Here is a 24,388-nt window from a genome sequence, read left to right on the forward strand (position 1 = left end):
GTCTTCCGGCGAAGACGCGGCATGAACTATCGCCACGCCTTCCACGCCGGAAACCCGGCGGATGTCATGAAGCATGCGGCCCTCGCCCGCGTGCTCACCTATCTCGCCAAGAAGGACAACGCCTATCGGGTGATCGACACCCATGCGGGCGCCGGCCTCTATGATCTGGCGGGCACGTCGGCCATGAAGACGGGCGAGGCGGAGGCGGGTATCGAGCGCGTGCTGGCAGCGGACCTGCCCGAACCGGTGGCGCAGCTTCTGGAGCCCTATCTTGGCGCGGTGCGCACCCTGCGCGAGACGGCCGGTCCCCGGCGCTATCCGGGCTCCCCCGCCCTCGCTCTGGCGCTCGGCCGCCCTCAGGACCGCTTCCTCTTCTGCGAACTGCATGGCGAGGAGCGCCAAAAGCTGGAGAAGGCGGTGGGCCATGACGCCCGCGCCAAGGTGCTGTCGCAGGATGGATGGAAGGCGGTCGCCGCCCACCTGCCGCCCCGCGAGCGGCGCGGCGTGCTGCTGATCGACCCGCCCTTCGAGGAGGCCGGCGAATTCGGCCGCCTCACCGCCGCGCTGGAGACCGCCGCCCAGCGCTTCGCCACGGGCGTGGTGATGCTCTGGTACCCGATCAAGGACCTGATGACGGTGGATGCCTTCCGGCGCGACGTCGCCCGCCTCGGCCTGCCCAAGACGCTGCGGGTGGAGATCGATTTCGCGGAAGTGCGCTCGCAGAGCCAGCTCTCCGGCTCGGGGCTCATCATCCTCAATCCGCCGTTCACGCTCGCGGAGGAGATGCGGACCATCCTCACCGCCATCAATCCGCTGATGGCTCGGGACGGCAAGGGACGCGTGCGGGTGTCCTGGCTCACGCAAGGCGCGTGACCGGCGCGTCCGCCAGGCGGATTTTGCCCCGGCGACTGCTTCTCACCCCGCCGATCCGGCTTTAGATGGAACCGGCGACCAATGCGGCCGCCCAAAGCCCCCCGCAACGCGCATCCTTCCGGAGCCGCCATGCCCTTGCGTCTGCGTTACTCTCCCGCTTCGCCCTTCGTCCGCAAGTGCCGCCTCGCGGCAGCCGTGCTGGGCATTCCGCTCGAACTCGAGCCCTGCGATACGACGGACCCGACCGACAGCATCTCCACCCAGAACCCGCTGGGCAAGATTCCGGCGCTGCTGCTGGAGGATGGAGAGGTGCTGTTCGATTCGCCGGTGATCGTCGCCTATCTCGACCATCTGGGCGGAAACAAGCTCATCCCAGCCGAGCCCAAGGCGCGCTTCGCGGCTCTGAAGCTGGAAGCGCTGGCGGACGGGATGGCCGATGCCGCACTCCTACAGATCTACGAACACCGCTATCGCCCCGAGGGCATGCAGGTGCAGAGCTGGCTGGACAAGCAGGCGGCCAAGGTGTCCCGCGCGCTGGAGTCGCTGGAGGCCAATCCGCCGTCGGAGGCCCTGACGAACGGCGCCATCGCGCTGGCCAGTGCGCTCGGCTATCTCGACCTGCGCTTCAAGGGGGAATGGCGCTCCGGCCACCCGAAGCTCGTCGCGTGGCTGGAGGCTTTTAAGGCGAAGGTCCCGGCTTTCGCCGAAACGACTGTCGTCTGACATGAAGGACTGCTGCGGCCGGCACGAGGCCGGCCGCACACAGGTTCAGGGTCACTCGATGACTTGGATCACCTTGCGGGTGCGCGGCTCGACGATGACGCGCCGGTCGTTCACCACGGTGTACTCATAGGCATTGTTATTGGGGATCGTGTAGAGCTGCACGTTAGACGGCAGGGGCTCGCCCACGACCACCTCGCGCTCCACGCGCACCGACGGGCGGCGCTCCTGGATCACATAGGAGCGCACCTCCGCCGGCGGCTCAGCCGCCGCGCCGATGGACGCGCCCGCAACGCCGCCGACAACGGCACCCACGGGACCGCCCACCGCCGCACCGACGGCCGCGCCACCCACAGCGCCCGTCGCAGTCGAAGCCTGCGCGAACGCCGCCACGGGCGCCAGCAGAGACAGGGCTACAGTCGAAGCAAGAATTCCATTTCGCATGGTTCATCTCCTCTGATGACCGAACCACGCTTTCCAACGTCGCGTTGACTGCTTCGTTCCCGATTGACCTCAACAGATCTTGCGAAGAATTATTATGTCCGCCTGCAACTTTCTTATTTTCGCAACAATCCCTGAGCTGGAGCGCGGCCACGGAGACCAAGCCCGCAGCTTCTCCAGCAAGAAGAGAGCGGCCCGCCGCGACGCGAACTCTCTGCGCGGTAGCGGGCCGGTGGCGCCTCATCTGGGTCAGGTTGACCGGAAGCATCCGCTCAAAGGGGCGGCCCCATGAGACCGCGGTCGCGCACCACCGCGAGCGTCTGGTCGAGCACACGACCGACGGTCGCGATCAGGTCGTCCGCTTCCTCCTCGCTGAGGGTGAAGGGCGGGGCGAGGATCAGGCTGTCGCGCACCGCGCGCATCACCAGCCCCTCGCGGAAGGAGATGTCGCGGGCGATGAGGCCGACGGTGCCGACTTCTCCGGGGAACTTCGCACGCGTCTCCTTGTGAGGCGTCAGTTCCAGCGCCCCGATGAGCCCGACCATGCGCGCCTCGCCCACCAGCGGATGGTTGGCCAGAGGCAGCCAGCGCTCCTGGAGATAGGGACCGATCTCGCACTTCACGCGGGCGACGAGGTCTTCCTCCTGCATGATCCTGAGCGTCGCGAGCGCCGCCGCGCAGCCGCCGGGGTGGCCGGAATAGGTGTAGCCGTGGTGGAATTCACCGCCCTGCTCGATGAGCCCTTCGGCCACCCGTTCGCCCACGATGACGCCGCCCAGCGGGAAATAGCCGGAGGTGACGCCCTTGGCGAAGGTGATGAGGTCCGGTTGCACGCCCATGTGCTGGCAGCCGAACCATTCGCCCGTGCGACCGAAGCCGCAGATCACCTCGTCGGAGACCAGCAGCACGTCGCGCTCGCGGCAAATCTTCTGCACTTCCGGCCAATAGGTGGAGGGCGGGATGATGACGCCGCCGGCGCCCTGGATGGGCTCGCCGATGAAGGCCGCGACATTCTCCGGCCCCGCCTCATCGATGGCGCGGGCCACCTCCTGCGCGGCAAAAAGGCCGAATTCCTCGGGCGACATGGTCCCGCCCTCGCCCCACCAGTAGGGCTGCTGCACATGGACGATGCCGGGAATGGGCAGGCCGCCCTGCGCATGCATCGGCGCCATGCCGCCGAGCGACGCGCCGCCGATGGTGGAGCCGTGATAGGCATTCTTCCGCGCGATGAAGATGTGCTTGCCGGGCTTGCCCGCGGCCGCCCAATAGTGCCGCACCATGCGGATGACGGTGTCCACCGCCTCAGACCCGCCGGAGGTGAAGAAGACGCGCTCGAACCCCTCGGGCGCCACCTGCGCGATGGCGGCGGCGAGTTCCGCCGCGCCCGGATGGGTGGTCTTGAAGAAGGTGTTGTAATAGTCGAGCTGCCGCAATTGGTCCGCGATGGCGTCCACGATGGCGTGGCGCCCGTGGCCGACCGCCGAGCACCACAGGCCCGACATGCCGTCGAGAATGCGTTTGCCCTCGCTGTCGAAGATATAGACGCCCTCCGCCCGCGTGATGACGCGCACCCCTTCCGCATTCAGGCTCTTGGTGTCGCTGAAGGGATGGAGATGGTGGGCGGCGTCGAGATGCCGCCAGTGGGCGGTGGAATTGGCGAAGACGGACACGGGCGGCACTCCTCGAACGGCTTGGGCCTGCCCGATCATTCCTGCCGTGCGGCCGCGTTCAAGGCAAGCCGCGCGCCTCCCCCGCCGGCCAGCTTCAGCGGAACCGCAAGCGTGCCCCGGCATTGACCCGGGAGGCGTGCCGGCCGGCACAGCCGAAAAGAGGAGCATCCATGCAGGCTTACGACGTGCTGCTGGAGGACTGGCGCGCGGGCGTGCCGGCTCCGGAGGGTCAGGGTTGGTGCTTCGGTTTGCCGCCGGGCCTCAGACCCGAGCAATGGCCGCTCGATCCGCACACCGGCGTGCCGATGATGCACGGCTTCACGCTGCTGCTGCCCGAGGATTACCGGGTACATGGACCGGACCTGGTGGCCGTCTCCTTCTTCGCCACCGCCCCCGACGGTTTCGACGGCAGCCCCATGGACGGGCCGGAGGGCATGGCGGAGGCCGTCACCGCCGAGGCGCCGCCCTCCGATCCGGCGCTGCGGCCCTACTGGGAGCGCGCGCAACGGTCCCATCCCCGGCTGACGCGCATGGAGGATATCCTCGGCTGCGCCTTTGCGGCCATTCTCCTGACGGCAGAGGAATTCGCCGGCCCGCCGTGCCGCCCACCCGCGCCGGTGGACAGCCCGCTCGCGGCGGGAGCGCCCGCGCTCGACTGGCTCTCGCGCGGCTCGGCAGTGGCCTATGAGGCCTTCAATGCCCGCCTCGCGCCGCCGGTCGCGGCGGATGATCCCTTTCTCATCCACCGCCCCATCCGCTGGCAGCCCCGCGCCAGCGACCCCAATGCCGGCAAGCCGCCACGCGAAAGCTGGGACGGCACGCCGCCGGATGGTGGCTACCAGTCCTATTTTTACTGGCTGGACGGCAAGGTGGAGGTGGAGAACTGGCGCGAGCACGACTGGGCGGCCGGCCATGCACCGATGCACATCGGCGGCACCATGCGGCCCGTGCAGGCCATTCCCCAATTCAGCCCCTATTACATCGAGTTCGAGGAGGACTTCGGGGGCTACAATTTCGGCGGCGGCAACGCCCAGCTCGACTTCAAGGAGATGAAGTTCGACTGGGCGTGCGGTTGACCCAGCGCCTTACTCGGGGCGAAGGGGCGGCGACAGCGGTTCGCCGTCCTCGTCCTCTTCCTCGACGACGGGAATGGCATAGGCGCCAGTCAGCCAGCGGTTGAGGTCCACATCGGCGCAGCGCTTGGAACAGAACGGCTTGTAGCGCTCGATGGACGGCTTGCCGCAGATCGGACACGGCTTGGGTTCGAACGGCTTGGCGGTCTCGTCGCTCATGCGGCGCTCTCCACCCAGCCGGTTCGGACGGGGTAGCCCTCGCCGTTCAGGAGCGCCACCGTCTCGGCGAGCGGGAGGCCGACCACGCTGGTGTAGGAGCCGGTGAGCTTCACGACGAAGCTGCCGGCGATGCCCTGTATGGCATAGCCACCCGCCTTGCCGCGCCATTCACCGCAGGCGAGATAGGCCGCGATGTCCTCCGACGTCAGGCGCTTGAAGCGCAGGCGGCTTTCGACGAGACGGGTGCGCACGCGCCCCTTGGGGGTCACGAGGCACAGGCCGGTGAACACCCGGTGGGCACGGCCGGAGAGCAGGCGCAGGCAGGCCTCCGCCTCTTCCTGCAACTCGGGCTTGGGCAGGATGCGCCGTCCCGCCGCCACCACCGTATCGGCGGCAATCACGAGGGCCGGAATGTCCGCCTCGCGGCAGCGGGAGGCCACCAGTTCGCCCTTCTGCTGCGCGAGGCGCAGGGCGAGCCGGCGCGGGAGTTCGCCGCGCTCGGGCGTCTCGTCCACGTCCGCGGGCATGAGCCGGTCCGGCTGGATGCCGGCCTGATTGAGCAGAGCGAGCCTGCGGGGCGACCCCGAAGCGAGCACGAGCTGGACCCGGTCGTTCACGTCTGCGTAACCTCACCTCGACCAAAACCAAAGCGCGCAACGCGTTGCGCCGCGCGCCGGCACGCTATCCGAAACATGTGAGAGAAGAAACGGCCAAAGGTCGCTTGCGGCCGGGCTTTCCGGAGGCCATCGTTCGGGCGTGCCGGGACGCCCTTGTGGCGACGACCGGTTGCCCCTTTTCAGAACGCCGCCGCATCACTGGCGTGTTCGACGCACCGGGAAAGGATTCCATGCGCGCCGCGCGACTTGCCCTCGCTTTGGCCCTGCTGGCTGCCCCAGCCGCCGCCCAGGAAACGGTCAAGGACACCACGGTCAAAGACCCGATGGTCAAGGATCAGACCGTCAAGGACACCCCGAAGCACGCCGCGCCGTCCGAGACCGAGGCGCCCCGGCCCGATGGCGCGCCCGTCGTGCGGGCGTACGGGGCGGAGTTGCAGGACTTCCCCTATCCCTATGAAGTGAAGCGGTTCGAGTTCGTCTCCCAGCGCAAGCCGCTGCAGATGACCTATATGGACGTGAAGCCGGAGCAGCCGAACGGGCGCACCGTCGTCCTGCTTCATGGCAAGAACTTCTGCGGCGCCACGTGGGAAGCCACGATGGCCGTGCTGCTGAAGGCCGGCTATCGCGTGGTCGCGCCGGACCAGATCGGCTTCTGCAAGTCGTCCAAGCCCATGGGCTACCAGTTCTCGCTCTATCAGCTCGCCGCCAACACCAAGGCGCTGCTGGAGCAGATCGGTGTCGAGAAGCCCATCATCATGGGCCACTCCATGGGCGGCATGCTCGCCATGCGCTATGCCATCAGCTTTCCCGATGCGCTCTCCGGCCTCGTCCTCGTGAACCCCATCGGGCTTGAGGACTGGCGCGCGGCCGGCATTCCGGCGCGCACCGTGGACCAGTGGTTCGCGGGCGAGCTGCGGACCACCTTCGACAGCATCAAGGCCTACCAGCAGAAGACCTATTATGCGGGCAGCTGGTCGCCGGACTATGACCGCTGGGTCGCCATGCTGGCCGGCATGTACCAGGGCGACGGCAAGGCCGCCGTGGCATGGGATCAGGCGCTCGCCTCCGACATGGTCTATGGCCAGCCGGTCGTCTACGAGTTGGGTAAGATCCGCGCCCCCACCCTGATGCTCATCGGCGAGAAGGACCTCACCGCCATCGGCAAGGATGCCGCCCCGCCGGAGGTGCAGAAGAAGGTCGGCAATTACGCCAAGCTCGGCCCCGCCGCAGCCGCCGCCATTCCGGACTCGAAGCTGGTCATGTTCCCCGATCTCGGCCACGCGCCGCAGATGCAGGCGCCGGATCGCTTCCACGCGGCGCTGATGAAGGGCCTCGCGGACCTGAAGTGAGGTCTGCCGATCAGCGCCCGGGCTTGAACCGGGCGCGGATGCGCTGCTCCAGGTCCTCGCGCACCTGACGATAGGCGGCGAGGCGCTGCTCGCGGTTTCCGGTCTCCAGCGTCGGATCGGGCGTCGGCCAGTATTCGACCGTCAGCGCATTGGTGCGCGTCGCCTCCAGTGCCAGATGGTGCGCATCGGGCGACAGCGAGATGGCGAGGTCGAAGCTCAGCCCCTCATATTCCTCAAGTTCCTCGAGGCTGCGCGGGCGGTGGCGGGAGACGTCCAGCCCGATCTCGTCCATGGCCGCCGCCACGAACGGGTCCGCTTCCCCGGCGATCACGCCCGCCGAGGCGATATAGATGGACTTGCCGAACAGATGACGGGCAAGCGCCGCGGCCATGACGGAGCGCACCACATTCTGCCCGCAGAGGAACAGAACGGACTGCGGCCGCGCCGACCGATCCGCCGGTACGGACGGCTCCATGCGCGTCAGCCCTTCCAGTGCAGCGCGCAGATGAGGGTAAAGAGGCGGCGGGCGGTGTCGAAGTCCACCTCCACCTTGTCCTTCAGCCGCTCCTGAAGCAGCGTCGATCCCTCGTTGTGGAGCCCCCGGCGGCCCATGTCGATGGCCTCGATCTGGGTGGGGGAAGCGGTGCGGATGGCGGCGTAATAGCTCTCGCAGATGAGGAAATAGTCCTTCACCACCTTGCGCAGGGGGCTCAGCGAGAGATGGTGCTGGACCACCGGTTCGCTGCCCTTTTCGCGCCGGATATCGAGCACCAGCCGGTTGTCCATCAGGCCGATGTGCAGCGTATAGGGCCCCTCCCCCGGATCGCCCACGGGGGTGAAGCGGTTGTCTTCCAGAAGGTCGTAGATGGCGATGGCGCGCTCATGCTCCACGTCCGCCCCGGACCGTCCGATGGAGGCATCGTCGAGGGTGACGGCACAAAGACGGTTCGGCGGCGGGGTCTGGCTCATGGCGTCTCACGCATCCGGTTCGATCAGCGCGCGCCCGGGTGGACGCGGCGGCCCTCTGTCACCTGGTCGGAACTCAACGGGCCTCAGCCGGCATTGGTGCGGATGAGGATGGAGCGGCCGTGGGCATCGAGCCGTTCCACTTCGGCAAGGCGCACCGCGGCCGGCCCGATCACGTTCAGCGAAGCCGGGCTGCACTTCAGGATGGAGGTGCGCTTGAGGAAGTCATAGACGCCGAGCCCGGAAGAGAAGCGGGCCGAACGGGCGGTGGGCAGCACATGATTGGTGCCGCCCACATAGTCGCCGATGGCCTCCGGCGTATAGGCGCCCACGAAGATCGCACCCGCATGACGGATGCGGTCGGCCAGCGCATCGGCATCGTCCGCATGGATTTCCAGATGCTCGGGGGCAACGCGGTCCACCAGCGGCAGCGCCTCGTCCATGCTGCCGACGAGGATGATGGCCCCGTGGTCGCGCCAGGAGGCTTCCGCGATCTCGCGGCGGGGCAGCGTGGTGAGTTGCGCCTCGACCGCGCGGGTGACGGCATCGGCGAGCGCGGGGGAATCGGTGACGAGGATGGACTGGGCCGCCGCATCATGCTCGGCCTGCGCCAGCAGGTCCGCAGCGATCCAGGCGGCATTGGCGTTGCCGTCGGCGAGGATCAGCACCTCGGAGGGGCCGGCGATCATGTCGATGCCCACCTTGCCGAACACCTGCCGCTTGGCCGCCGCCACATAGGCGTTGCCCGGGCCGACAATCTTGTCCACCGGAGCGATCGTCTCGGTGCCATAGGCGAGCGCGGCCACCGCCTGTGCCCCGCCCACGCGATAGACCTCGTCCACGCCCGCAAGGCGGGCAGCGGCGAGCACCAGCGGCGCGATGACGCCATCGGGCGAAGGCACCACCATGGCAACGCGCGGCACGCCCGCGACCTTCGCCGGCACCGCATTCATGAGCACGGACGAGGGATAGGCCGCCGTGCCGCCGGGCACATAAAGACCCACCGCATCCACCGGCGTCCAGCGCTGGCCGAGCTCGACCCCGACCGCATCCGTATAGCGCTCGTCCGCCGGAAGCTGGCGGGCGTGGTGCGCCTCGATGCGGGCCTTCGCGAACTTCAGCGCCTCGAAGGTGTCGTGCGGCACCTCGGCGAGCGCCGCCTCGATCTCCGCCTCGCTCACGCGGATGCGGCCTTCCAGCTCCACCCGGTCGAAGGTGCGCGAATAATCGATGAGGGCCGCATCCCCGCGCGCCCGCACGCCGGCGATGATGTCGGCGACAGCAACCGCAACATCGGTTGACGCTTCCCGCTTGCTGGCGAGGAAGGTGGCGAAGGCGTCGGGGAAAGCGGTGGACTTGGCGTCGAGGCGGATCGGCATCTCTGGTTCCCGGGGCCGGAGACCCGGGCCGGAGCTATTGCTCCGTCCGGATCCGCCGGCGCTCGAAACGCCCCCGGAGCGGCCCGGCGGCGCTTCACGCATCTCAAGCTTGGCGTTTCCCGCGGGCCGGGACATCCCGGCCGGCGCAACACGCCGTGTGGGGTTTCCTTGAAGCCGAATGCGGGAGATTGCAACACCTGGACGCGCGAGCGCGGCCTTAAGTCCGTCGGGCGGGCCCGATCAGGCGGCAGTGTCCTTGTGGGCGGGGGCCTTGGTGCAGCCCCAGGCGGGGCCGAGATCGGACATGCCGGCCTCGATGCATTCCACATCGAGGCGGATTTCCGCGCCGCCGGAAAAGGTCAGGATCACATAGCCGGACGGGGTTTCCTCGGGGGTGAAGGTGATGGCGAGGAGGTTCAGCACCTCCTCCTTGTCCGTCGGCTCGAAGCCGCGCGTCTTCACCGCCGTCACCCGCTCGAAATGCAGGCCGGTGCGCCGGCGCACATGCTCGCCCGCGCATTCCTTCTGGTCCCAGTCGAAGCGATTGAGCAGGAGGGCGAAGCGCTGCGCCTTGGGCACGAAGCCGATGTCGGCCACCTTCACCACCGCATCCTGCAGATGGGTGGAGAGGATCGCGAGGTCCTCGTCGTCCAGCGCGAAAAGCTTGAGCGCGTCCATGGGATTGCCCCTCCTTCGACGTGCCCTGCAAATAGAGAGCCAGCCCCCGCGCCGCAAGGGCGCGGGCCACCGGGTCACGGCTCAGCCGCTGATGCGCTCGATCTGCGCGCCGCAGCGGGAGAGCTTCTCCTCCAGCCGCTCGAAGCCGCGGTCGAGGTGATAGACGCGCTGGATCATGGTCTCGCCCTCGGCGGCAAGGCCGGCAATGACGAGGGACACGGAGGCACGCAGGTCGGTCGCCATCACCGGGGCGCCCTTGAGGCGGTCGGATCCCTCCACGATGGCGGTATCGCCCTCAAGATGGATATTGGCGCCGAGACGGGCCAGTTCCTGCACATGCATGAAGCGGTTCTCGAAGATGGTCTCGGTGATGCGCGAACGGCCCTGGGCCCGCGTCATCAGGGCCATGAGCTGGGCCTGAAGGTCGGTCGGGAAGCCCGGATGCGGCGCCGTGGAGACCTCCACGGGAAAGATGCCCGCGCCGTTGCGGCGGACGCGGATGCCCTCGTTGTTCACATCGATCTGCGCGCCCGCCTTGCGCAGCACATCGAGCGCACTCTCGAGCAGGTCCGCCCGCGCGCCGGCGAGCGTCACGTCGCCGCCGGTCATGGCCGTGGCCATGGCATAGGTGCCGGTCTCGATGCGGTCGGGCAGGACCGAATGGCGCGCGCCGCGCAGGCGCGGCACACCGGAAATCTCGATGGTGGACGTGCCCGCGCCCTCGATCCGTGCGCCCATCTTGATGAGGCAGTCGGCGAGATCGACGATCTCGGGCTCGCGGGCGGCGTTCTCGATCACCGTATCGCCCTTGGCGAGGGCCGCCGCCATGATGGCGGTGTGGGTCGCGCCCACCGACACTTTCGGGAACACGATGCGGGCGCCGGTGAGGCCGTGCGGCGCGCGGGCGACCACATAGCCGGCATCGATGTCGATATCGGCGCCCAGCGCCCGCAGGGCATCGAGATGGAAGTCCACGGGCCGGGTGCCGATGGCGCAGCCGCCGGGAAGCGAGACGCGGGCCTCGCCCATGCGCGCCAGCAGCGGCCCGACCACCCAGAAGCTCGCCCGCATCCGGGACACGAGATCATAGGGCGCGGTGGTATCGACGATCACGCGGGCGTCGATCTCCATGGTCTGGCCGGCGTGGGGATCGTCCCCGTTGCGCTTGCCGTTGACCGTGATGTCCACGCCGTGGTTGCCGAGAATGCGCTGGAGCAGCGCCACGTCCGCGAGCCGCGGCACATTCTCCAGCACCAGCTTCTCTTCCGAGAGCAGCGCCGCGATCATCAGCGGCAGGGCGGCATTCTTGGCACCGGAGATCGGAATGGTGCCGTTGAGGCTGCCGCCGCCGATGATGCGAATCTTGTCCATGTAACGACTGCTCCTCTTGTCGCCCCGCTCGGACGGCTCACGGCCGTCCCAGGCGCCACGCGCCGCCGCATGGCCTCTCGCCCGCTCTTCGCACCTTCCGCAGACCGCAGATCCGAAGGCCGGCGATGGCCGCAAACCCGAAAATCCGGCGCCCCCGCCGCACAACGTTCAAGCCTTGAGGTCTAGCCCGGTCTTCCGGTGCGCACAACGGCATCCGCACGCGCCCTCGGGCCGCTGGGGACACGCCCCGCAATCCGTTGACAGGAAACGTTATTCCCCGTCATCCGGTGTCGGACGGCCAAGCTTCGGGGCATCCGGCTCCGCCTTGGTTTCGCCCGTTTCCGCCTCGGCCCGCGCCCGCTTCTGGGCTTTGCGGCGTGCCAGATTCGCCCGGAGCGCCGCCGCGAGCCGCGCGGCCTTGTCATCCGTATTGGTCATCCGCCTTGGCTAGCGGGCGGGCCGTTCGCGCGCAAGCGCACACGCAGCGCGCGGCGCCGGAACCTCCCGGCATGGTGGATGAAACCCTTCCGGCGCAGCGTTTTCCGGGCAGTGTCCCCACTCTTCGTCGCGCCGAATGCACCCTGGCCTTGAAAGTGCGGCCGCTCTTCCGTATGAGAGGCGCGTTCGATGACGACGCGTCGGAACGGTGTTGCGCTTGCCTTAACCGTGCCGAAGTCCATCGAACAGAGCGATCCATGATCGCCGTGCCGCTTTAGCTCAGCTGGTAGAGCACCTCATTCGTAATGAGGGGGTCGGGGGTTCGAATCCCTCAAGCGGCACCACTCTTCTTCAAGAATCGAACATCGGCGGCGCCGCGAACAGCCTCCCCTCGCGCGCTGGATCACGTTGCGGCAGACGTTTTAGGTTCAAATCGGAACGGTCTGATCGGGGCGAAGATCAAGCCCCGGCTTGGCTTTGTCTCGCCCGGTCCGCCCTACGCCGAAGTCCAACTGGTATGCTTGCCATATAAAGGCAAATTCCGGCTCCAACGCAGCAGGACGGCGACCGGCAGAAGCGTCATTGTCTGCCGCGACTAAGGTAACGATACCACTGCTAGGGGGCGCCCCATGTTTCCATGGTTCAACGCTAAGATTGATGCCCAGACGATCAAGGCGCTCGACAGATCCCTGGCGATCATCGAGTTCACCTCCTCGGGCGAGGTGATCACCGCCAACGCGAACTTCCTGAAGGTCGTGGGCTATTCACTGGAGGAGATCCGTGGCCGCCATCACCGGACCTTCATGGATCCGGCGGAGGTGGAGAGCCCGGAGTATCGGGCCTTCTGGAGCACCCTCGCCAAGGGGCAGTTCCACGCCGGCGAGTTCCGGCGTATCGGGAAGGGCGGCCATGAAGTTTGGCTGGAGGCCACCTACAATCCTGTCATGGACGGCTCCGGGCGCGTCATCAAGGTGGTGAAGTTCGCCTCCGACATCACCGAGCGCAAGCGCCGCACCGCCGAGTTCGAGGGACAGGTGGCCGCCATCTCCAAGTCGCAGGCGGTGATCCACTTCACCCTGGACGGCACCATCACGGAAGCGAACCAGAACTTCCTCGATGCCCTCGGCTATCGCCTCGAAGAGATCCAGGGTCGCCACCACTCCATGTTCGTGACGGCCGACGACAAGAACAGCCCCGCCTATCGCGCCTTCTGGGACGCGCTGCGCCGGGGCGAATACCAGCAGGCGGAATACAAGCGGCTGGGCAAGGGCGGGAAGGAAGTCTGGATCCAGGCCACCTACACGCCCATTTTCGATGCGACCGGCAAGCCCTTCAAGGTGGTGAAGTTCGCCACCGACATCACCGAGGCCGTGAAGCAGCGCCTGCATCGTGCCGGCGTGCAGAAGGAGATCGCCGCCGATCTCGAGCGCATCAGCCAGGAACTCACGCAGGCCAACACGCAGGCGGCCTCCGCCTCCGCCGCCGCCGAGCAGACGGCGGGCAACGTGCAGTCGGTGGCGGCTGCCGCCGAGGAACTGGCTGCCTCCGTCGAGGAAATCCGCCGGCAGATCCACCAGTCGAGCACGCTTGCGAGAACGGCGGCGAACGAGGGCGCGCGCACCAACACCATCGTCACGAGCCTCACCGGCGCCGCGCAGAAGATCGGCGACGTGGTGAGCCTCATCGATTCCATCGCCGAGCAGACCAACCTGCTGGCGCTCAACGCCACCATCGAGGCCGCGCGTGCGGGCGATGCCGGCAAGGGCTTCTCCGTGGTCGCGCAGGAGGTGAAGAGCCTCGCCGGCCAGACCTCCAAGGCCACCAGCGAGATCGCCTCGCAGATCGAGGCGGTGCAGCAGGTCACGCAGCAGGCGGTGCAGGCCCTCGGCTCCATCACCGGCACCATCTCCGACCTCAACGACGTGGCCTCGGTCATCGCCTCGGCGGTGGAGGAGCAGACGGCGGTGACGCGCGAGGTCTCCTCCAACATGCAGGGGGCCGCCCAGGGCGTCGAGATGGTGAAGGCCAACATGAATGCCATCGCCGGCTCGACCAACCAGGTGGAACAGGCGACCCGTCAGGTCCGGCAGGCGGCGGCGTCCATCGCCTGAGGCGGCCCTGCCCGGCAGCGCCGTCCGTGCATCGAAAGCGCGCAGCCAAAAGGTGCGCGCCCCATCTGGCGCGTGCCGGATGAGGCAGGCGCCCGCGAAGGGCCAGCGCGGCTAGCCGCCCCCTTCGCTCTGGAAGTGGACGGCCGTCCAGATGGGATGGCCATTGTCGTCCACCTGATACTGCGCCTCCACCTGATAGGAGAGCACGCGGTCCGCGCCGCCGGGCTGCGCCTTCACGGAATCGCGCAGCACAAAGCGGTTCTTTTCCGGCTGGTGGATGATGACGGCCGAGCGGCTCGGGCAGACGGCGGGCCGGGACACGCCGAAGCGCGCCAGCCCCGCGATCACTTCCGGCAGCACCGCCTGACAGACGGCGGCGATGGTCACGTCCACATGGATGCCCTTCCGGGGCAGATCCTGCGCCCGCAGCGCGCTGTCCTTGGCGGCGCCCACCGTCGCCAGCAGCGCCAGTGCGGCCAGCGGCATCGAACACAGAGCGGAACGCAGCGAGGCCATGTGACGTCTCCAGCGGCTTCCCTCATTCGGCAGGCGCCATGCGGACGGCCGCGATGGCGCTCCCACCACACTCCTTGCAGCGCCGGGCCGGGGAGGATCCCAGCCGGCCGTCAGCGCTCATGTTGCCCCGGCCTCATCCGGGGCTGAATGCCCCATGGTCCCGCAACGTTACGGACGGCGCGGCGTTCCGGATTATGCCCTCACCTCATCATCTGTATTTGTACGCCGCCTCGGCCCGTGAGCGGCCATTGGGGCCAAAATTATTCATCCCCACATGTCGCGGCGCCGATGGCGCTCCACCCGCTCGAAAGCCGACGAAACCAGCGTTGTGTGAGCGTCGGCCCCTGCACCGCCGAGCGGAAAGGGCCGCCTCCGAGGCCCGCCCGTGCCGTCTAAGCCTGCAGCGACCCAACGTGATGATCCAGAACTCACCCTAAGCCTCACTTAACGTCTTCCGCCAAGCAATACATGCACGCTTCAAATATAGATCACGATGCACAAGCCCCACGCAAGCCACAGTGCACAATTTTCCGGAACAAAACGAATACATCCGCTTTGAATACTTAAACACGGCAGATCAAGTCAATTCGGGGCGGCAGGTCAATAACGCAACCCAAGGTGGACGAAAGCGATGGTCAAATACTCCAATCTGCCGATGACCGCGAAGGTCGTGACCCTTCTCGCGGCGCTCGGCGTGACAAGCCTCGCTGGCGGGCTCTATGCGGCCTCGGGCATGTCGGGCATTCAGACGACGTACGTGGACCTGATCAACGGCCATCAGACCGCGATGCTTAAGGTGGCGCGGGCGGCGCGCGCGGCTCAAACCGCGCGGTCCGAGATCTACCGAGGGATCGTCGCGACCAGCGAAGTCGAGGACCGGAAGGCCAAGACTGCACTTGAAGACGCCACCAAGCGTTACGACATGCTCATGACGGAAGCGGCTCAAGCTGTACCCGCCAAGGCCGCGGAAATTGAGAAGATGCGGAGCACCCTACCCGCGGTCGTCGCCGGCCCCTGCGGCGCGGCCATCAAGACCGGTGCGGAGCAGGTCACAGCTGAAAGCATCGAGCGGGCCTCGCAGATCATGGCGGGCTCCTGCGACCCCGCTATCGACGGAGTTGTGAACGCCACCGCCAGCTTCAACGATGGCCTCATCCGGGAAGCCACAGCGATCAAGGCAGAGACGGCGCAGCGCACAACCTCCACCATCTGGACCACGCTCGGCTGCATCCTAGGCGCGACGCTGCTTATCATCGCCCTCGCCATCTTCGTGGTGCGTGGCGGCATCGTGGCCCCGCTGCGCCGCCTCATGGAGAAGATGGTGGCCATGGGCGAAGGCAAGCTCGCCGGCGAGGTGGAAGGCAAGGAGCGCAAGGACGAGATCGGCGCCATGGGCCGCACCCTCGAACTGATGCGCGTGCAGCTCAGCGAGGCGGAAGTCGCCCGGCAGGAGCAGGCCCGGCGGCAGGAAGTCGAGCGCAAGACGCTGGAGCGCCGCGAGCACCTCGCCCAGGGCTTCGTCGCCCGCATGAAAGATCTTGCCTCTGGCTTTGCCAATTCCTCTCAGGAAGTGGCGGAATCCGCCCGCAACCTCTCGGCTGCCGCCGACCAGACCTCGCAACAGGCCCAGTCCGTCGCCGCGGCGGCGGAGGAAGCCGCCACCAATGTGCAGACGGTGGCCGCCTCCTCCGAGGAACTCGCCGCCTCCGTGCGCGAGATCAACGGTCAGGTTTCCCATTCGGCCGTCGTCGCGGAGCGCGCCTACAAGGAGGCGGAATCCTCCAACCAGCGCATCGCGGATCTCGCCAAGGCGGCGGCAGACATCGGCGACGTGATCAACCTCATCAAGGGCATTGCCGACCAGACCAACCTGCTGGCGCTCAATGCCACCATCGAGGCGGCCCGCGCCGGTGAGGCCGGCAAGGGCTTCGCGGTGGTGGCCACGGAGGTGAAGGAACTGGCGTCCCAGACCTCCAAGGCGACCGCCGACATCTACACCAAGGTGACGGAGATCCAGACCGCGACCCAGGGCACGGTGGCCTCCATGTCGGAGATCATCCGCGTCATCACCGAGGTGAAGCAGATCTCCTCCTCCATCGCAGGCGCGGTGGAGCAGCAGGGCGCCGCCACTGGCGAGATCGCGCAGAACTGCCAGCAGGCCGCCACCGGCACGCAGGATGTCACGAACAACATCAGCGGCGTCGGCCAGGCCGCCCAGACGACCGGCGCGGCCTCCTCCCAACTGCTCGCCCTGTCGCAGGGCCTCTCGTCCCAGGCGACCGACCTGCGCAGCGTCGTGGAAGGCTTCGTCCGCGACCTCAACGCCGCGTGATCCTGATCCGGAGAGGGGCGCCGCCCGGCGCCCCTCTTTACATTCTCTTCGCCCTTCGCCCTGCGCTTTGACGGAAACAGCCCCATGACCATCAAGACGATCGGCAACGTCGTCCATTTGCCAGCCCCTCCGGAGGCGCCGCAGGCGGCGTCCGCGCCGATCCCCACCAGCCCGAGCGATCAGATCTATGCGCAGGCGGTGGACGCCCTCTCCGACTATCGCCGCCTCGCGGCCATTCCGGAGCTGTCCGCCGGACAGAAGCGCGAGATCGACCTCGCCCGCGACCGGGTGGTGGAATATCTCTGCCTCGCCCGCGCCATCGCCCGCATCGAGCAGCAGGACCTGCCCGCCATCCGCTAGGACGTGCAGGCCACGCAGCGCGCGGCCCTGTTCTCCTATGCCCAGGACAATTGCGCCGCCGGCTCATCACCGGCGGCGTTCTTCATGGGCCACAGCTCAGGAGGCGGAGACCTTCGGCTCGGGCACGATGGTGTTGCCGATCATCTCGCCGAAGGGGCCGCGATGCAGGATCTTGCCCTTGGCGCGGCCTGTGGTAGCAGCGAGCGGCAGCAGCGGGAAGACGCTCTCGGCGAAGCGATAGGCCTCCTCAAGATGCGGGTAGCCGGAGAGCACGAAGGTGTCGATGCCGAGCGACATGTATTCCTTCATGCGTTCGGCCACCGTCTGCGGATCGCCCACCAGCGCCGTGCCCGCACCGCCGCGCACGAGGCCGACACCGGCCCACAGGTTCGGCGCCACCTCCAGCTTCGTGCGGTCGCCGCCGTGCAGCGCGCTCATCCGGCGCTGGCCTTCCGAATCCATGCGCTGGAAGACCTTCTGCGCCTCCACGATGGTGTTCTCGTCCACGTGGCGGATGAGGTCCTCGGCCGCCTCCCACGCCTTCTCATTGGTGTCGCGCACGATGACATGCAGGCGAATGCCGAAGGACACCTCCCGCCCTTCCGCCGCCGCGCGGGCCTTGATGTCGCGGATCTTGCCCGCCACCGCCGCGGGCGGCTCGCCCCAGGTGAGATACTTCTGGATGTGCTTGGCGGCGACGGTGTGCGCGGCAGGCGACGAGCCGCCGAAGAACAGCGGCGGATGCGGCTCCTGCACCGGCGGATAGAGCAGCTTGCCATCCTCCACCTTCAGGTGCTTGCCGGTGAAGGTGACATCCTCGCCCTTGAGCAGGCGCGTGTAGATGGAGAGGAACTCGTCCGTCACCTCATAGCGCTCGGCATGGTCGAGGAAGAAGCCGTCGCCCCTGTTCTCTACCGGATCGCCGCCGGTCACCACATTGATGAGCACGCGCCCATCGGAGATGCGGTCGAGCGTGGCGGTCATGCGCGCGGCCACGGCCGGCTCCAGCAGGCCGGGGCGCACGGCGATGAGATAGCGCAGCTTTTCCGTAGCGGGCGCGAGCGCGGACGCGACGATCCAGCTGTCCTCGCACGAGCGGCCCGTGGGGATGAGAACGCCGTAATAGCCGAGCTGGTCAGCCGCCTGCGCGATCTGGCGCAGATAGCCGAGCGAGACGGCACGCGCGCCATGCGAGGTGCCGAGATAATGCCCGTCGCCATGGGTCGGCAGGAACCACAGCACATTGGCTTCGGGGGCGGGCACGAGATCGCTGGTATCGGTCATGGGTTTTTTCTCGAAAGGTGAGATCATTCGGCCGCAAGGCCGGAGGCGTGCGGGGGAAGCCGGCGGTAGGAGGCCGCCGGATGCGGGGCGGAAAGGTGTGGCGCGGCACCGAACAGCTTCTCGCGCAAGGTGCCGGGCGCATAGGCGCGCTTGTAGCGGCCGCGCCGCTGCAACTCGGGCACCACCAGATCGGCAATGTCCTCATAGCTGCCCGGGCTGATGGCGAAGGCGAGATTGAAGCCATCGATGCCGGTGGCTTCGATGAAGCCCTCCAGCGCGTCGGCCACCTGCGCCGGATCGCCTACAAAGACGGGGCCGACGCCACCAATGCCCACATGCTCGGCCACCTCGCCCACGGTCCAGACCCGGTTCGGATCGGCGCGGGTCATGTTGTCCATGGCGCTGCGGCCGGCTTCGTTCTCGATGTGGCGGACCTGCTGGTCATGGGCATAAGTGGAGAAATCGACGCCCGTCCAGCCGGAATAGAGCGTCAGCGCACCCTCGCGGCTGATGTAGGCGCGGTAGTCGTCCAGCTTCGCCCGCGCCGCCGCCTCGGTTTCCCCGACGACGATGGTGGCCATTGCGAAGATGCGGATGTCATCGGCCGCACGGCCATTCTCCTGTGCCGCCTGTCGCAGGGCGGCGACGCGCGGCGCGATCACTGCGACGGAGGGGCCGGAGACGAACACCGCTTCCGCATGGCGCCCGGCGAAGGCGCGCCCACGCGGCGAGGTGCCGGCCTGATAGAGCACGGGCGTGCGCTGGGGCGAGGGCTCGCACAGATGGATGGCATCGAGCGCATAATGCGGCCCCTGATGGTGCACGCGATGGACCTTGGCGGGATCGGTGAAGACGCCCTGCGCCCGGTCGCGCACCGCGGCCCCCTCCTCCCACGAGCCCTCCCAGAGCTTGTAGACCACCTCCATATAATCGTCCGCCACCGCATAGCGGTCGTCATGGGCGCGCTGGTGGGCAAGGCCCATGCCCCGAGCGGCGCTGTCGAGATAGCCGGTGACGATGTTCCAGCCGATGCGCCCTTCGGTGAGGTGATCGAGCGTGCTCATGCGCCGGGCGAAGGGATAGGGCGGCTCGTAGGTGAGCGTGGAGGTGACGCCGAAGCCCAGATGCTGCGTCACCGCCGCCATGGCGGGGACGATGAGCATGGGGTCATTCACCGGAACTTGCGTGGCGTTGCGCAGGGCCGCGTCCGGCGAGCCTCCGAAGACGTCATAGACGCCCAGCACGTCGGCGAGGAACAGGCCGTCGAACAGCCCCCGCTCCAGCACGCGGGCAAGATCGAGCCAATAGGGCAGCCGGTTGTAGTCGGTCGTCCGATCCTTCGGATGGCGCCATAGTCCGGGGGACTGGTGGCCGACGCAGTTCATGGCGAAGGCGTTGAAGAGAATGTCCCGCGCCATGGCTATCTCATCCCGACCGGCGGCAGCGATCTCTGGGGCATCAGATCCCCCACCCCGCGCTGTGAAAAACATTAAACTCATTCATATGATGGATTTTATTTTTGTCCATTCCTTGCGGTGCGTCAAACCGCATCGGCGACCCGCCAGGCCTTCGCCTGCCGGACGACGGAGGCGGATTTATTTTTCGATTGATTTAATTGACTAACATGAGAAATGCGATCTATGATTTTAATCACAATCAGTTCACGTGATTAGAAGGCGGCACATTCGGGCATGGGCCCGGCACCCCTTCTGCCCGTCGTGACCAGACCCGCCGCCCGCCCGGCGCTTACACGAGGTTGCCATGAACGCCCATTCCGCCATCACGGCCGTCGCGCCCGCCCAGCCGGAACTTGCCGCCACCGCCCTCGCCTTTCGCGCCGGGATGCGCAAGCTCGCGGGCGCCGTGAGCATTCTCACCGTGGGCGAAGGTGAGCGCCGCACCGGCCTCACCGCCACCTCCGTTACCTCGCTGTCCGTCGATCCGCCGACGCTGATCATCTGCGTCAACCGTTCATCCTCCGCCCGGGCGACGCTGATCGAGGAGGGCCGCTTCGCCATCAACGTGCTGCGCCCGCATCATCAGGCGCTCGCCGACCAGTTCGCCGGACGCAACGGCGAGAAGGGGCCGGAGCGCTACAAGGGCGCCGACTGGACACGGCTCGAAACCGGAGCCCCGGTGCTCAACGACGCTCTGGCGGCCTTCGACTGCTATCTGGAAGAGGCCATCGAGCGGCACTCCCACATCATCGTCATCGGCCGCGTCGCCGCCGCCCGCATCACCGAGAACGCCGAGCCCCTGCTCTATTGGGCCGGCGCCTATCGCGGTCTCGAAGCGTCGCCAGCCAACGTCTGAAATCCATCCGGTCCGCGTCACCGCCTCAGGGGTCATGTCATGTCGCACACGAACAACCCGCTTTCCGTGACGCGCCGGCGCTTTGGGGCGCTCGCCGCCGGCACGCTGGTCGCCGGCTGGAGCGCCGGCGCCCATGCGCAGGAAAAGGTGGTGCGGATCGGCTATCAGAAATACGGCACGCTGATCCTGCTCAAGAACAAGGGCCTGCTGGAAGCCAAGCTGAAGCCGCTCGGTTACACCGTCCGCTGGGCGGAATTTGCCGCCGGGCCGCAGCTGCTCGAGGCCTTGAACGCGGGGGCCATCGATTTCGGCAACACCGGCGAGGCCCCGCCCATCTTCGCGCAGGCCGCCGGGGCACCACTCGTCTATGTGGGCTATGAGCCCGCCGCGCCCGAGGGCGAAGCCATCCTCGTGCCCAAGAACAGCCCGCTTAAGACGGTCGCCGATCTCAAGGGCAAGACGGTGGCCCTCAACAAGGGCTCGAACGTCCATTACCTGCTGGTGAAGGCGCTGGAGACAGCGAACGTCTCCTATACGGACATCAAGACCGCCTTCCTCACCCCCGCCGATGCCCGCGCCGCCTTCGAACGCGGCGCGGTGGACGCCTGGGCCATCTGGGACCCCTTCCAGGCCGCTGCGGAAACGACCATCGAGGCTCGCCAGCTCACCAACGGCACCGGCATCGTCTCCAATTACCAGTTCTATTTCTCCACCCAGAGCTTCGTGGAGAAGGCCCCCGATGTGGTCGATGCGGTGCTCGCGGGCGTCGCGGAAATCGGCGCCTGGGTGAAGGCCAATCCGAAGGCCGCGGCAGCGGAATTCTCGCCGCTCATCGGCATTCCTGCACCGATCCTCGAGATTGCGCTCGCCCGCCAGCAGTATGACGTGAAGCCCATCACCCCCGCGGTGGTGGCTCAGCAGCAGCAGGTGGCGGACGCCTTCTTCAAGCTGGGCCTCATCCCCAAGGAGATCCGGATCTCCGAGGCGGTGCGGGCCCTCAAATCATGAGCGACGCCGCCATCGAGAGCGCGACGCTGGCCTCGGCCCCCGCCGTCTCCCGGCAGCGGGGCAGCGTGCTGAAGGCGCTCGCCGGCGGCCTGCTGCCCTGGGCGCTGCCGCTCGCGGTGCTGGTTCTGTGGCAGGCGGCTGCGAGCTTCGGCTTCCTCTCCTCCCGCGTCCTGCCGGCGCCGACCGACGTGGCGCTCGCCTTCTGGCGCACGCTGAAGGATGGCTCCCTGCTCGCCAACATCGCCGTCAGCACGAAGCGGGCCCTCACCGGCCTGTTCATTGGCGGCGGCATCGGCTTTGCGCTCGGCGTGCTCAACGGCATCTGGCGGCCCGCCGAGACGGCGCTCGATTCCACCCTCCAGATGCTGCGCAACGTGCCGCATCTCGCCATCATCCCGCTGGTCATCCTGTGGTTCGGCATTGATGAGGAGGCAAAGGTCTTCCTCGTCGCCATCGGCGTTGCCTTTCCCATCTATCTCAACACCTTCCACGGTATTCGCACGGTGGATCGCGGGCTTGTGGAGATGGCACGGGTTTATGGCCTCTCGCCGGCGGCCCTGTTCTGGCGCATCGTTCTGCCGGGCGCCCTACCCTCCATTCTCGTGGGCCTGCGCTATGCGCTCGGCATCATGTGGCTGACGCTCATCGTGGCGGAGACCATCTCCTCGACCTCGGGCATCGGCTACATGACCATGAATGCCCGCGAGTTCCTCCAGACCGACGTGGTCGTGCTGGGCGTGCTTGCCTATGCCCTGCTGGGCAAGCTGGCAGACAGCCTGACACGCGCCATCGAGCACCGGGCGCTGGCCTGGCATCCCGCCTATCAAGGCAAGGGGCTCACCGCATGAGCACGCCCCTCGTGGCCTTCGGCGACGGCCTGCTCACTGCCCCGCGCGCGCCCGCCGAGGCGGCGCCCGCGCGCTTCGGCGGCGCGCCCGTCTCCCTCTCCGGCGTCGTGAAGGCATTCGGCGAGCGACCGGTGCTGCGGCGGCTCGATCTCGACGTTCCGGCCGGTCAGTTCCTCGCCGTGGTCGGCCGTTCCGGCGGCGGCAAGACCACGCTGATGCGCCTCATCGCGGGGCTTGATGCGGCGACCTCCGGCACGGTGCGCATCAATGGCGCGGCCGTCTCCGGCCTCCAGCGCGACGTACGCCTCCTGTTTCAGGATGCCCGGCTGGTGCCCTGGCAGCGGGTGCTCGGAAATGTGGGCATCGCCCGCGGGCCGGACTGGCGCCATGTGGCCAGCCTCGCGCTCAAGGATGTGGGCCTCGGCGACCGGCGCCGGGAATGGCCCTTCGTGCTCTCCGGCGGCCAGAAGCAGCGCGTGGCCCTCGCCCGCGCGCTGGTGAGCAACCCGTCCGTCCTGCTGCTGGATGAGCCCTTCGGCGCCCTCGATGCCCTGACGCGGGTGGAGATGCACCGCCTGCTGGAGCGCATCTGGCGCGAGCGCGGCTTCACCGTGGTGCTCATTACCCATGACGTCGCCGAGGCCGTCGCCCTGGCGGATCGGGTCGTCGTGCTGCGGGCGGGCGAGATCGCCCTCGACCAGACCATCGACCTGCCGCGCCCCCGCCGCGAGGCCGGCGATGCCGCCGCCTCCAGCCTTCAGGCGCGCATTCTCGCCGCTGTCTGACGGCCATCCGCCTCGCGCTCTGGCGGCGCGGCGGCGACCCAACTCTGAGGAGACACCGATGACCGGCTTCCTGCCTACCCGCCGTGCCGTAACGGCCGCCGCCCTCGGCCTCATGGCCGCCAGCCTGCCCGCCCGCGCCGAGGCGCCCAAGGAGATCCGCATCGACTGGGCGACCTATAATCCGGTCTCCCTCGTGCTCAAGGACCAGAAGCTGCTGGAGCAGGAATTCGCCAAGGACGGCATCACCATCCGCTGGGTGCAGTCCGCCGGCTCCAACAAGGCGCTGGAATTCCTCAATGCCGGCTCGCTGGACTTCGGCTCGACCGCTGGCGCGGCGGCGCTGATCGGCAAGATCAACGGCAACCCCATCAAGTCCGTCTATGTCTATTCCCGTCCGGAATGGACGGCGCTGGTGACCCGGCCAGACACCGGCATCAAGACCGTCGCCGACCTCAAGGGCAAGACGGTCGCGGTGACCCGCGGCACCGATCCGCACATCTTCCTCGTGCGGGCGCTCGCCGCCAACGGCCTAACGGAAAAGGACGTGAAGCTGGTGCTGCTCCAGCACGCGGACGGGCGCCTCGCCCTCCAGCGCAAGGACGTGGACGCCTGGGCGGGCCTCGATCCCATCATGGCCTCCGCCGAGGTGGAAGATGGCGCGGTGCTCTTCTTCCGCAAGCCGGAAGACAACACCTGGGGCGTGCTGAACGTGCGCGAGGATTTCGCCAAGGCGAACCCGGACATCGTGAAGCGCGTGCTCGCCACCTATGAGAAGGCGCGGCTCTGGTCAGTGCAGCATCCCAAGGAGCTGTCCGCCGCCCTCGTCTCGGCCACCAAGCTGCCCGAGCCGGTCATCGCCCGGCAGCTTGAGCGCACGGACCTCTCCTTCGGCCCCATCGGCAAGGCGCAGAAGGACACCATCCTCGCCGCCGGCGAAGCGCTCCAGAAGGCGGGCGTCGTCGCCGCCGACGTCAACGTGCCGGCGCAGGTGGATGCGCTCATCGACGGCCAGTATCTCATCGTGGGGCAGTGACGCC

General features: G+C 67.7%; 25 protein-coding genes and 1 tRNA gene. 13 read left to right on the forward strand and 13 right to left on the reverse strand.

Annotated elements, in window-relative coordinates:
* Positions 1 to 21: 21 nt before the first annotated feature.
* Together rlmJ and DFO45_RS14780 are read left to right on the forward strand one after the other, a co-directional pair.
* The gene (gene rlmJ / locus DFO45_RS14775; RefSeq protein WP_133865466.1) at positions 22 to 873 is read left to right on the forward strand and encodes a 23S rRNA (adenine(2030)-N(6))-methyltransferase RlmJ; all 852 of its coding nucleotides are present in this window, start codon (positions 22 to 24) and stop codon (positions 871 to 873) included.
* A 129-nt stretch (positions 874 to 1,002) separates the two neighbouring features.
* The gene (locus tag DFO45_RS14780) at positions 1,003 to 1,596 is read left to right on the forward strand and encodes a glutathione S-transferase N-terminal domain-containing protein (RefSeq protein ID WP_208299799.1); all 594 of its coding nucleotides are present in this window, start codon (positions 1,003 to 1,005) and stop codon (positions 1,594 to 1,596) included.
* 51 nt (positions 1,597 to 1,647) lie between these two features.
* Here DFO45_RS14780 and DFO45_RS14785 read toward each other — a convergent pair whose 3' ends face one another.
* The gene (locus DFO45_RS14785; RefSeq protein WP_133865467.1) at positions 1,648 to 2,037 is read right to left on the reverse strand and encodes a DUF1236 domain-containing protein; all 390 of its coding nucleotides are present in this window, start codon (positions 2,035 to 2,037) and stop codon (positions 1,648 to 1,650) included.
* Between the two features lie 269 nt (positions 2,038 to 2,306).
* Positions 2,307 to 3,704 carry an aspartate aminotransferase family protein gene (locus DFO45_RS14790; RefSeq protein ID WP_245518103.1) on the reverse strand — a complete coding sequence of 466 codons (1,398 nt, stop codon included), beginning with the start codon at positions 3,702 to 3,704 and terminating at the stop codon, positions 2,307 to 2,309.
* 170 nt (positions 3,705 to 3,874) lie between these two features.
* Between DFO45_RS14790 and DFO45_RS14795 the strand changes: the two genes are divergently transcribed.
* Positions 3,875 to 4,780, forward strand: coding sequence for a hypothetical protein (locus DFO45_RS14795; protein WP_133865469.1), 906 nt, complete (start codon positions 3,875 to 3,877; stop codon positions 4,778 to 4,780).
* 9 nt (positions 4,781 to 4,789) lie between these two features.
* Here the strand turns inward: DFO45_RS14795 and yacG are convergent, their stop codons facing one another.
* Both yacG and DFO45_RS14805 read right to left on the reverse strand, forming a co-directional pair.
* The gene (yacG, locus tag DFO45_RS14800) at positions 4,790 to 4,996 is read right to left on the reverse strand and encodes a DNA gyrase inhibitor YacG (protein WP_012171668.1); all 207 of its coding nucleotides are present in this window, start codon (positions 4,994 to 4,996) and stop codon (positions 4,790 to 4,792) included.
* Positions 4,993 to 5,613 (reverse strand): Maf-like protein, encoded by a 621-nt coding sequence (locus DFO45_RS14805; protein WP_012171669.1) that lies wholly within the window; start codon positions 5,611 to 5,613, stop codon positions 4,993 to 4,995. Before DFO45_RS14805 ends, yacG begins: the two co-directional genes overlap by 4 nt.
* A gap of 230 nt (positions 5,614 to 5,843) precedes the next feature.
* On the opposite strand from DFO45_RS14805, the gene DFO45_RS14810 reads away from it, so the two are divergent.
* On the forward strand, positions 5,844 to 6,962 hold the full coding sequence (locus DFO45_RS14810; RefSeq protein ID WP_245518105.1) for an alpha/beta hydrolase: 1,119 nt from the start codon (positions 5,844 to 5,846) through the stop codon (positions 6,960 to 6,962).
* Positions 6,963 to 6,972: 10 nt separating this feature from the next.
* Here the strand turns inward: DFO45_RS14810 and DFO45_RS14815 are convergent, their stop codons facing one another.
* The 6 genes from DFO45_RS14815 to DFO45_RS24945 form a co-directional block, all read right to left on the reverse strand.
* Positions 6,973 to 7,437: a low molecular weight phosphatase family protein gene (locus DFO45_RS14815; RefSeq protein WP_012171671.1), complete on the reverse strand. Its 465-nt coding sequence runs from the start codon at positions 7,435 to 7,437 to the stop codon at positions 6,973 to 6,975.
* A 5-nt stretch (positions 7,438 to 7,442) separates the two neighbouring features.
* Positions 7,443 to 7,931, reverse strand: coding sequence for a UPF0262 family protein (locus tag DFO45_RS14820; protein WP_012171672.1), 489 nt, complete (start codon positions 7,929 to 7,931; stop codon positions 7,443 to 7,445).
* Between the two features lie 83 nt (positions 7,932 to 8,014).
* Positions 8,015 to 9,307 carry a histidinol dehydrogenase gene (gene hisD / locus DFO45_RS14825; protein ID WP_133865470.1) on the reverse strand — a complete coding sequence of 431 codons (1,293 nt, stop codon included), beginning with the start codon at positions 9,305 to 9,307 and terminating at the stop codon, positions 8,015 to 8,017.
* 240 nt (positions 9,308 to 9,547) lie between these two features.
* Entirely contained in the window at positions 9,548 to 9,985 is a 438-nt protein-coding gene (locus DFO45_RS14830) for a DUF2948 family protein (RefSeq protein WP_043879479.1), read from the reverse strand.
* A gap of 81 nt (positions 9,986 to 10,066) precedes the next feature.
* The gene (gene murA, locus DFO45_RS14835; protein WP_012171675.1) at positions 10,067 to 11,356 is read right to left on the reverse strand and encodes a UDP-N-acetylglucosamine 1-carboxyvinyltransferase; all 1,290 of its coding nucleotides are present in this window, start codon (positions 11,354 to 11,356) and stop codon (positions 10,067 to 10,069) included.
* 270 nt (positions 11,357 to 11,626) lie between these two features.
* On the reverse strand, positions 11,627 to 11,794 hold the full coding sequence (locus DFO45_RS24945; RefSeq protein ID WP_166657142.1) for a hypothetical protein: 168 nt from the start codon (positions 11,792 to 11,794) through the stop codon (positions 11,627 to 11,629).
* A gap of 268 nt (positions 11,795 to 12,062) precedes the next feature.
* Between DFO45_RS24945 and DFO45_RS14840 the strand changes: the two genes are divergently transcribed.
* A tRNA-Thr gene (locus tag DFO45_RS14840) sits at positions 12,063 to 12,138 on the forward strand.
* A 285-nt stretch (positions 12,139 to 12,423) separates the two neighbouring features.
* Entirely contained in the window at positions 12,424 to 13,905 is a 1,482-nt protein-coding gene (locus DFO45_RS14845) for a PAS domain-containing methyl-accepting chemotaxis protein (RefSeq protein WP_133865471.1), read from the forward strand.
* A gap of 111 nt (positions 13,906 to 14,016) precedes the next feature.
* On the opposite strand, the gene DFO45_RS14850 is transcribed toward DFO45_RS14845, so the two are convergent.
* Positions 14,017 to 14,421 carry a hypothetical protein gene (locus tag DFO45_RS14850; RefSeq protein WP_133865472.1) on the reverse strand — a complete coding sequence of 135 codons (405 nt, stop codon included), beginning with the start codon at positions 14,419 to 14,421 and terminating at the stop codon, positions 14,017 to 14,019.
* A 631-nt stretch (positions 14,422 to 15,052) separates the two neighbouring features.
* Between DFO45_RS14850 and DFO45_RS14855 the strand changes: the two genes are divergently transcribed.
* Complete coding sequence (locus DFO45_RS14855) at positions 15,053 to 16,753, forward strand: HAMP domain-containing methyl-accepting chemotaxis protein (protein WP_133865473.1); 1,701 nt, start codon at positions 15,053 to 15,055, stop codon at positions 16,751 to 16,753.
* Between the two features lie 84 nt (positions 16,754 to 16,837).
* Positions 16,838 to 17,113 carry a hypothetical protein gene (locus DFO45_RS14860; protein WP_012171680.1) on the forward strand — a complete coding sequence of 92 codons (276 nt, stop codon included), beginning with the start codon at positions 16,838 to 16,840 and terminating at the stop codon, positions 17,111 to 17,113.
* A 96-nt stretch (positions 17,114 to 17,209) separates the two neighbouring features.
* Here DFO45_RS14860 and ssuD read toward each other — a convergent pair whose 3' ends face one another.
* Together ssuD and DFO45_RS14870 are read right to left on the reverse strand one after the other, a co-directional pair.
* Entirely contained in the window at positions 17,210 to 18,397 is a 1,188-nt protein-coding gene (gene ssuD, locus DFO45_RS14865; protein WP_133865474.1) for an FMNH2-dependent alkanesulfonate monooxygenase, read from the reverse strand.
* Between the two features lie 23 nt (positions 18,398 to 18,420).
* A complete protein-coding gene (locus DFO45_RS14870; RefSeq protein ID WP_133865475.1) occupies positions 18,421 to 19,815 on the reverse strand; it encodes an LLM class flavin-dependent oxidoreductase in 1,395 nt (464 codons plus the stop codon).
* 343 nt (positions 19,816 to 20,158) lie between these two features.
* On the opposite strand from DFO45_RS14870, the gene DFO45_RS14875 reads away from it, so the two are divergent.
* Genes DFO45_RS14875 through DFO45_RS14895 form a run of 5 tightly spaced genes read left to right on the forward strand, consistent with a single transcriptional unit; the run spans position 20,159 to position 24,384 of the window.
* The gene (locus DFO45_RS14875; RefSeq protein ID WP_012171683.1) at positions 20,159 to 20,710 is read left to right on the forward strand and encodes a flavin reductase family protein; all 552 of its coding nucleotides are present in this window, start codon (positions 20,159 to 20,161) and stop codon (positions 20,708 to 20,710) included.
* 39 nt (positions 20,711 to 20,749) lie between these two features.
* Complete coding sequence (locus DFO45_RS14880) at positions 20,750 to 21,718, forward strand: sulfonate ABC transporter substrate-binding protein (RefSeq protein ID WP_133865476.1); 969 nt, start codon at positions 20,750 to 20,752, stop codon at positions 21,716 to 21,718.
* On the forward strand, positions 21,715 to 22,566 hold the full coding sequence (gene ssuC, locus DFO45_RS14885) for an aliphatic sulfonate ABC transporter permease SsuC (RefSeq protein WP_133865477.1): 852 nt from the start codon (positions 21,715 to 21,717) through the stop codon (positions 22,564 to 22,566). The genes DFO45_RS14880 and ssuC overlap by 4 nt, the downstream gene beginning before the upstream one ends.
* The gene (locus DFO45_RS14890; RefSeq protein WP_133865478.1) at positions 22,563 to 23,351 is read left to right on the forward strand and encodes an ATP-binding cassette domain-containing protein; all 789 of its coding nucleotides are present in this window, start codon (positions 22,563 to 22,565) and stop codon (positions 23,349 to 23,351) included. Before ssuC ends, DFO45_RS14890 begins: the two co-directional genes overlap by 4 nt.
* Before the next feature lie 58 nt (positions 23,352 to 23,409).
* Positions 23,410 to 24,384 (forward strand): aliphatic sulfonate ABC transporter substrate-binding protein, encoded by a 975-nt coding sequence (locus tag DFO45_RS14895; RefSeq protein ID WP_133865479.1) that lies wholly within the window; start codon positions 23,410 to 23,412, stop codon positions 24,382 to 24,384.
* Positions 24,385 to 24,388 lie beyond the last annotated feature (4 nt).

It is taken from the genome of Azorhizobium sp. AG788, from assembly GCF_004364705.1.
Taxonomy (GTDB): Bacteria; Pseudomonadota; Alphaproteobacteria; order Rhizobiales; family Xanthobacteraceae; genus Azorhizobium; species Azorhizobium caulinodans.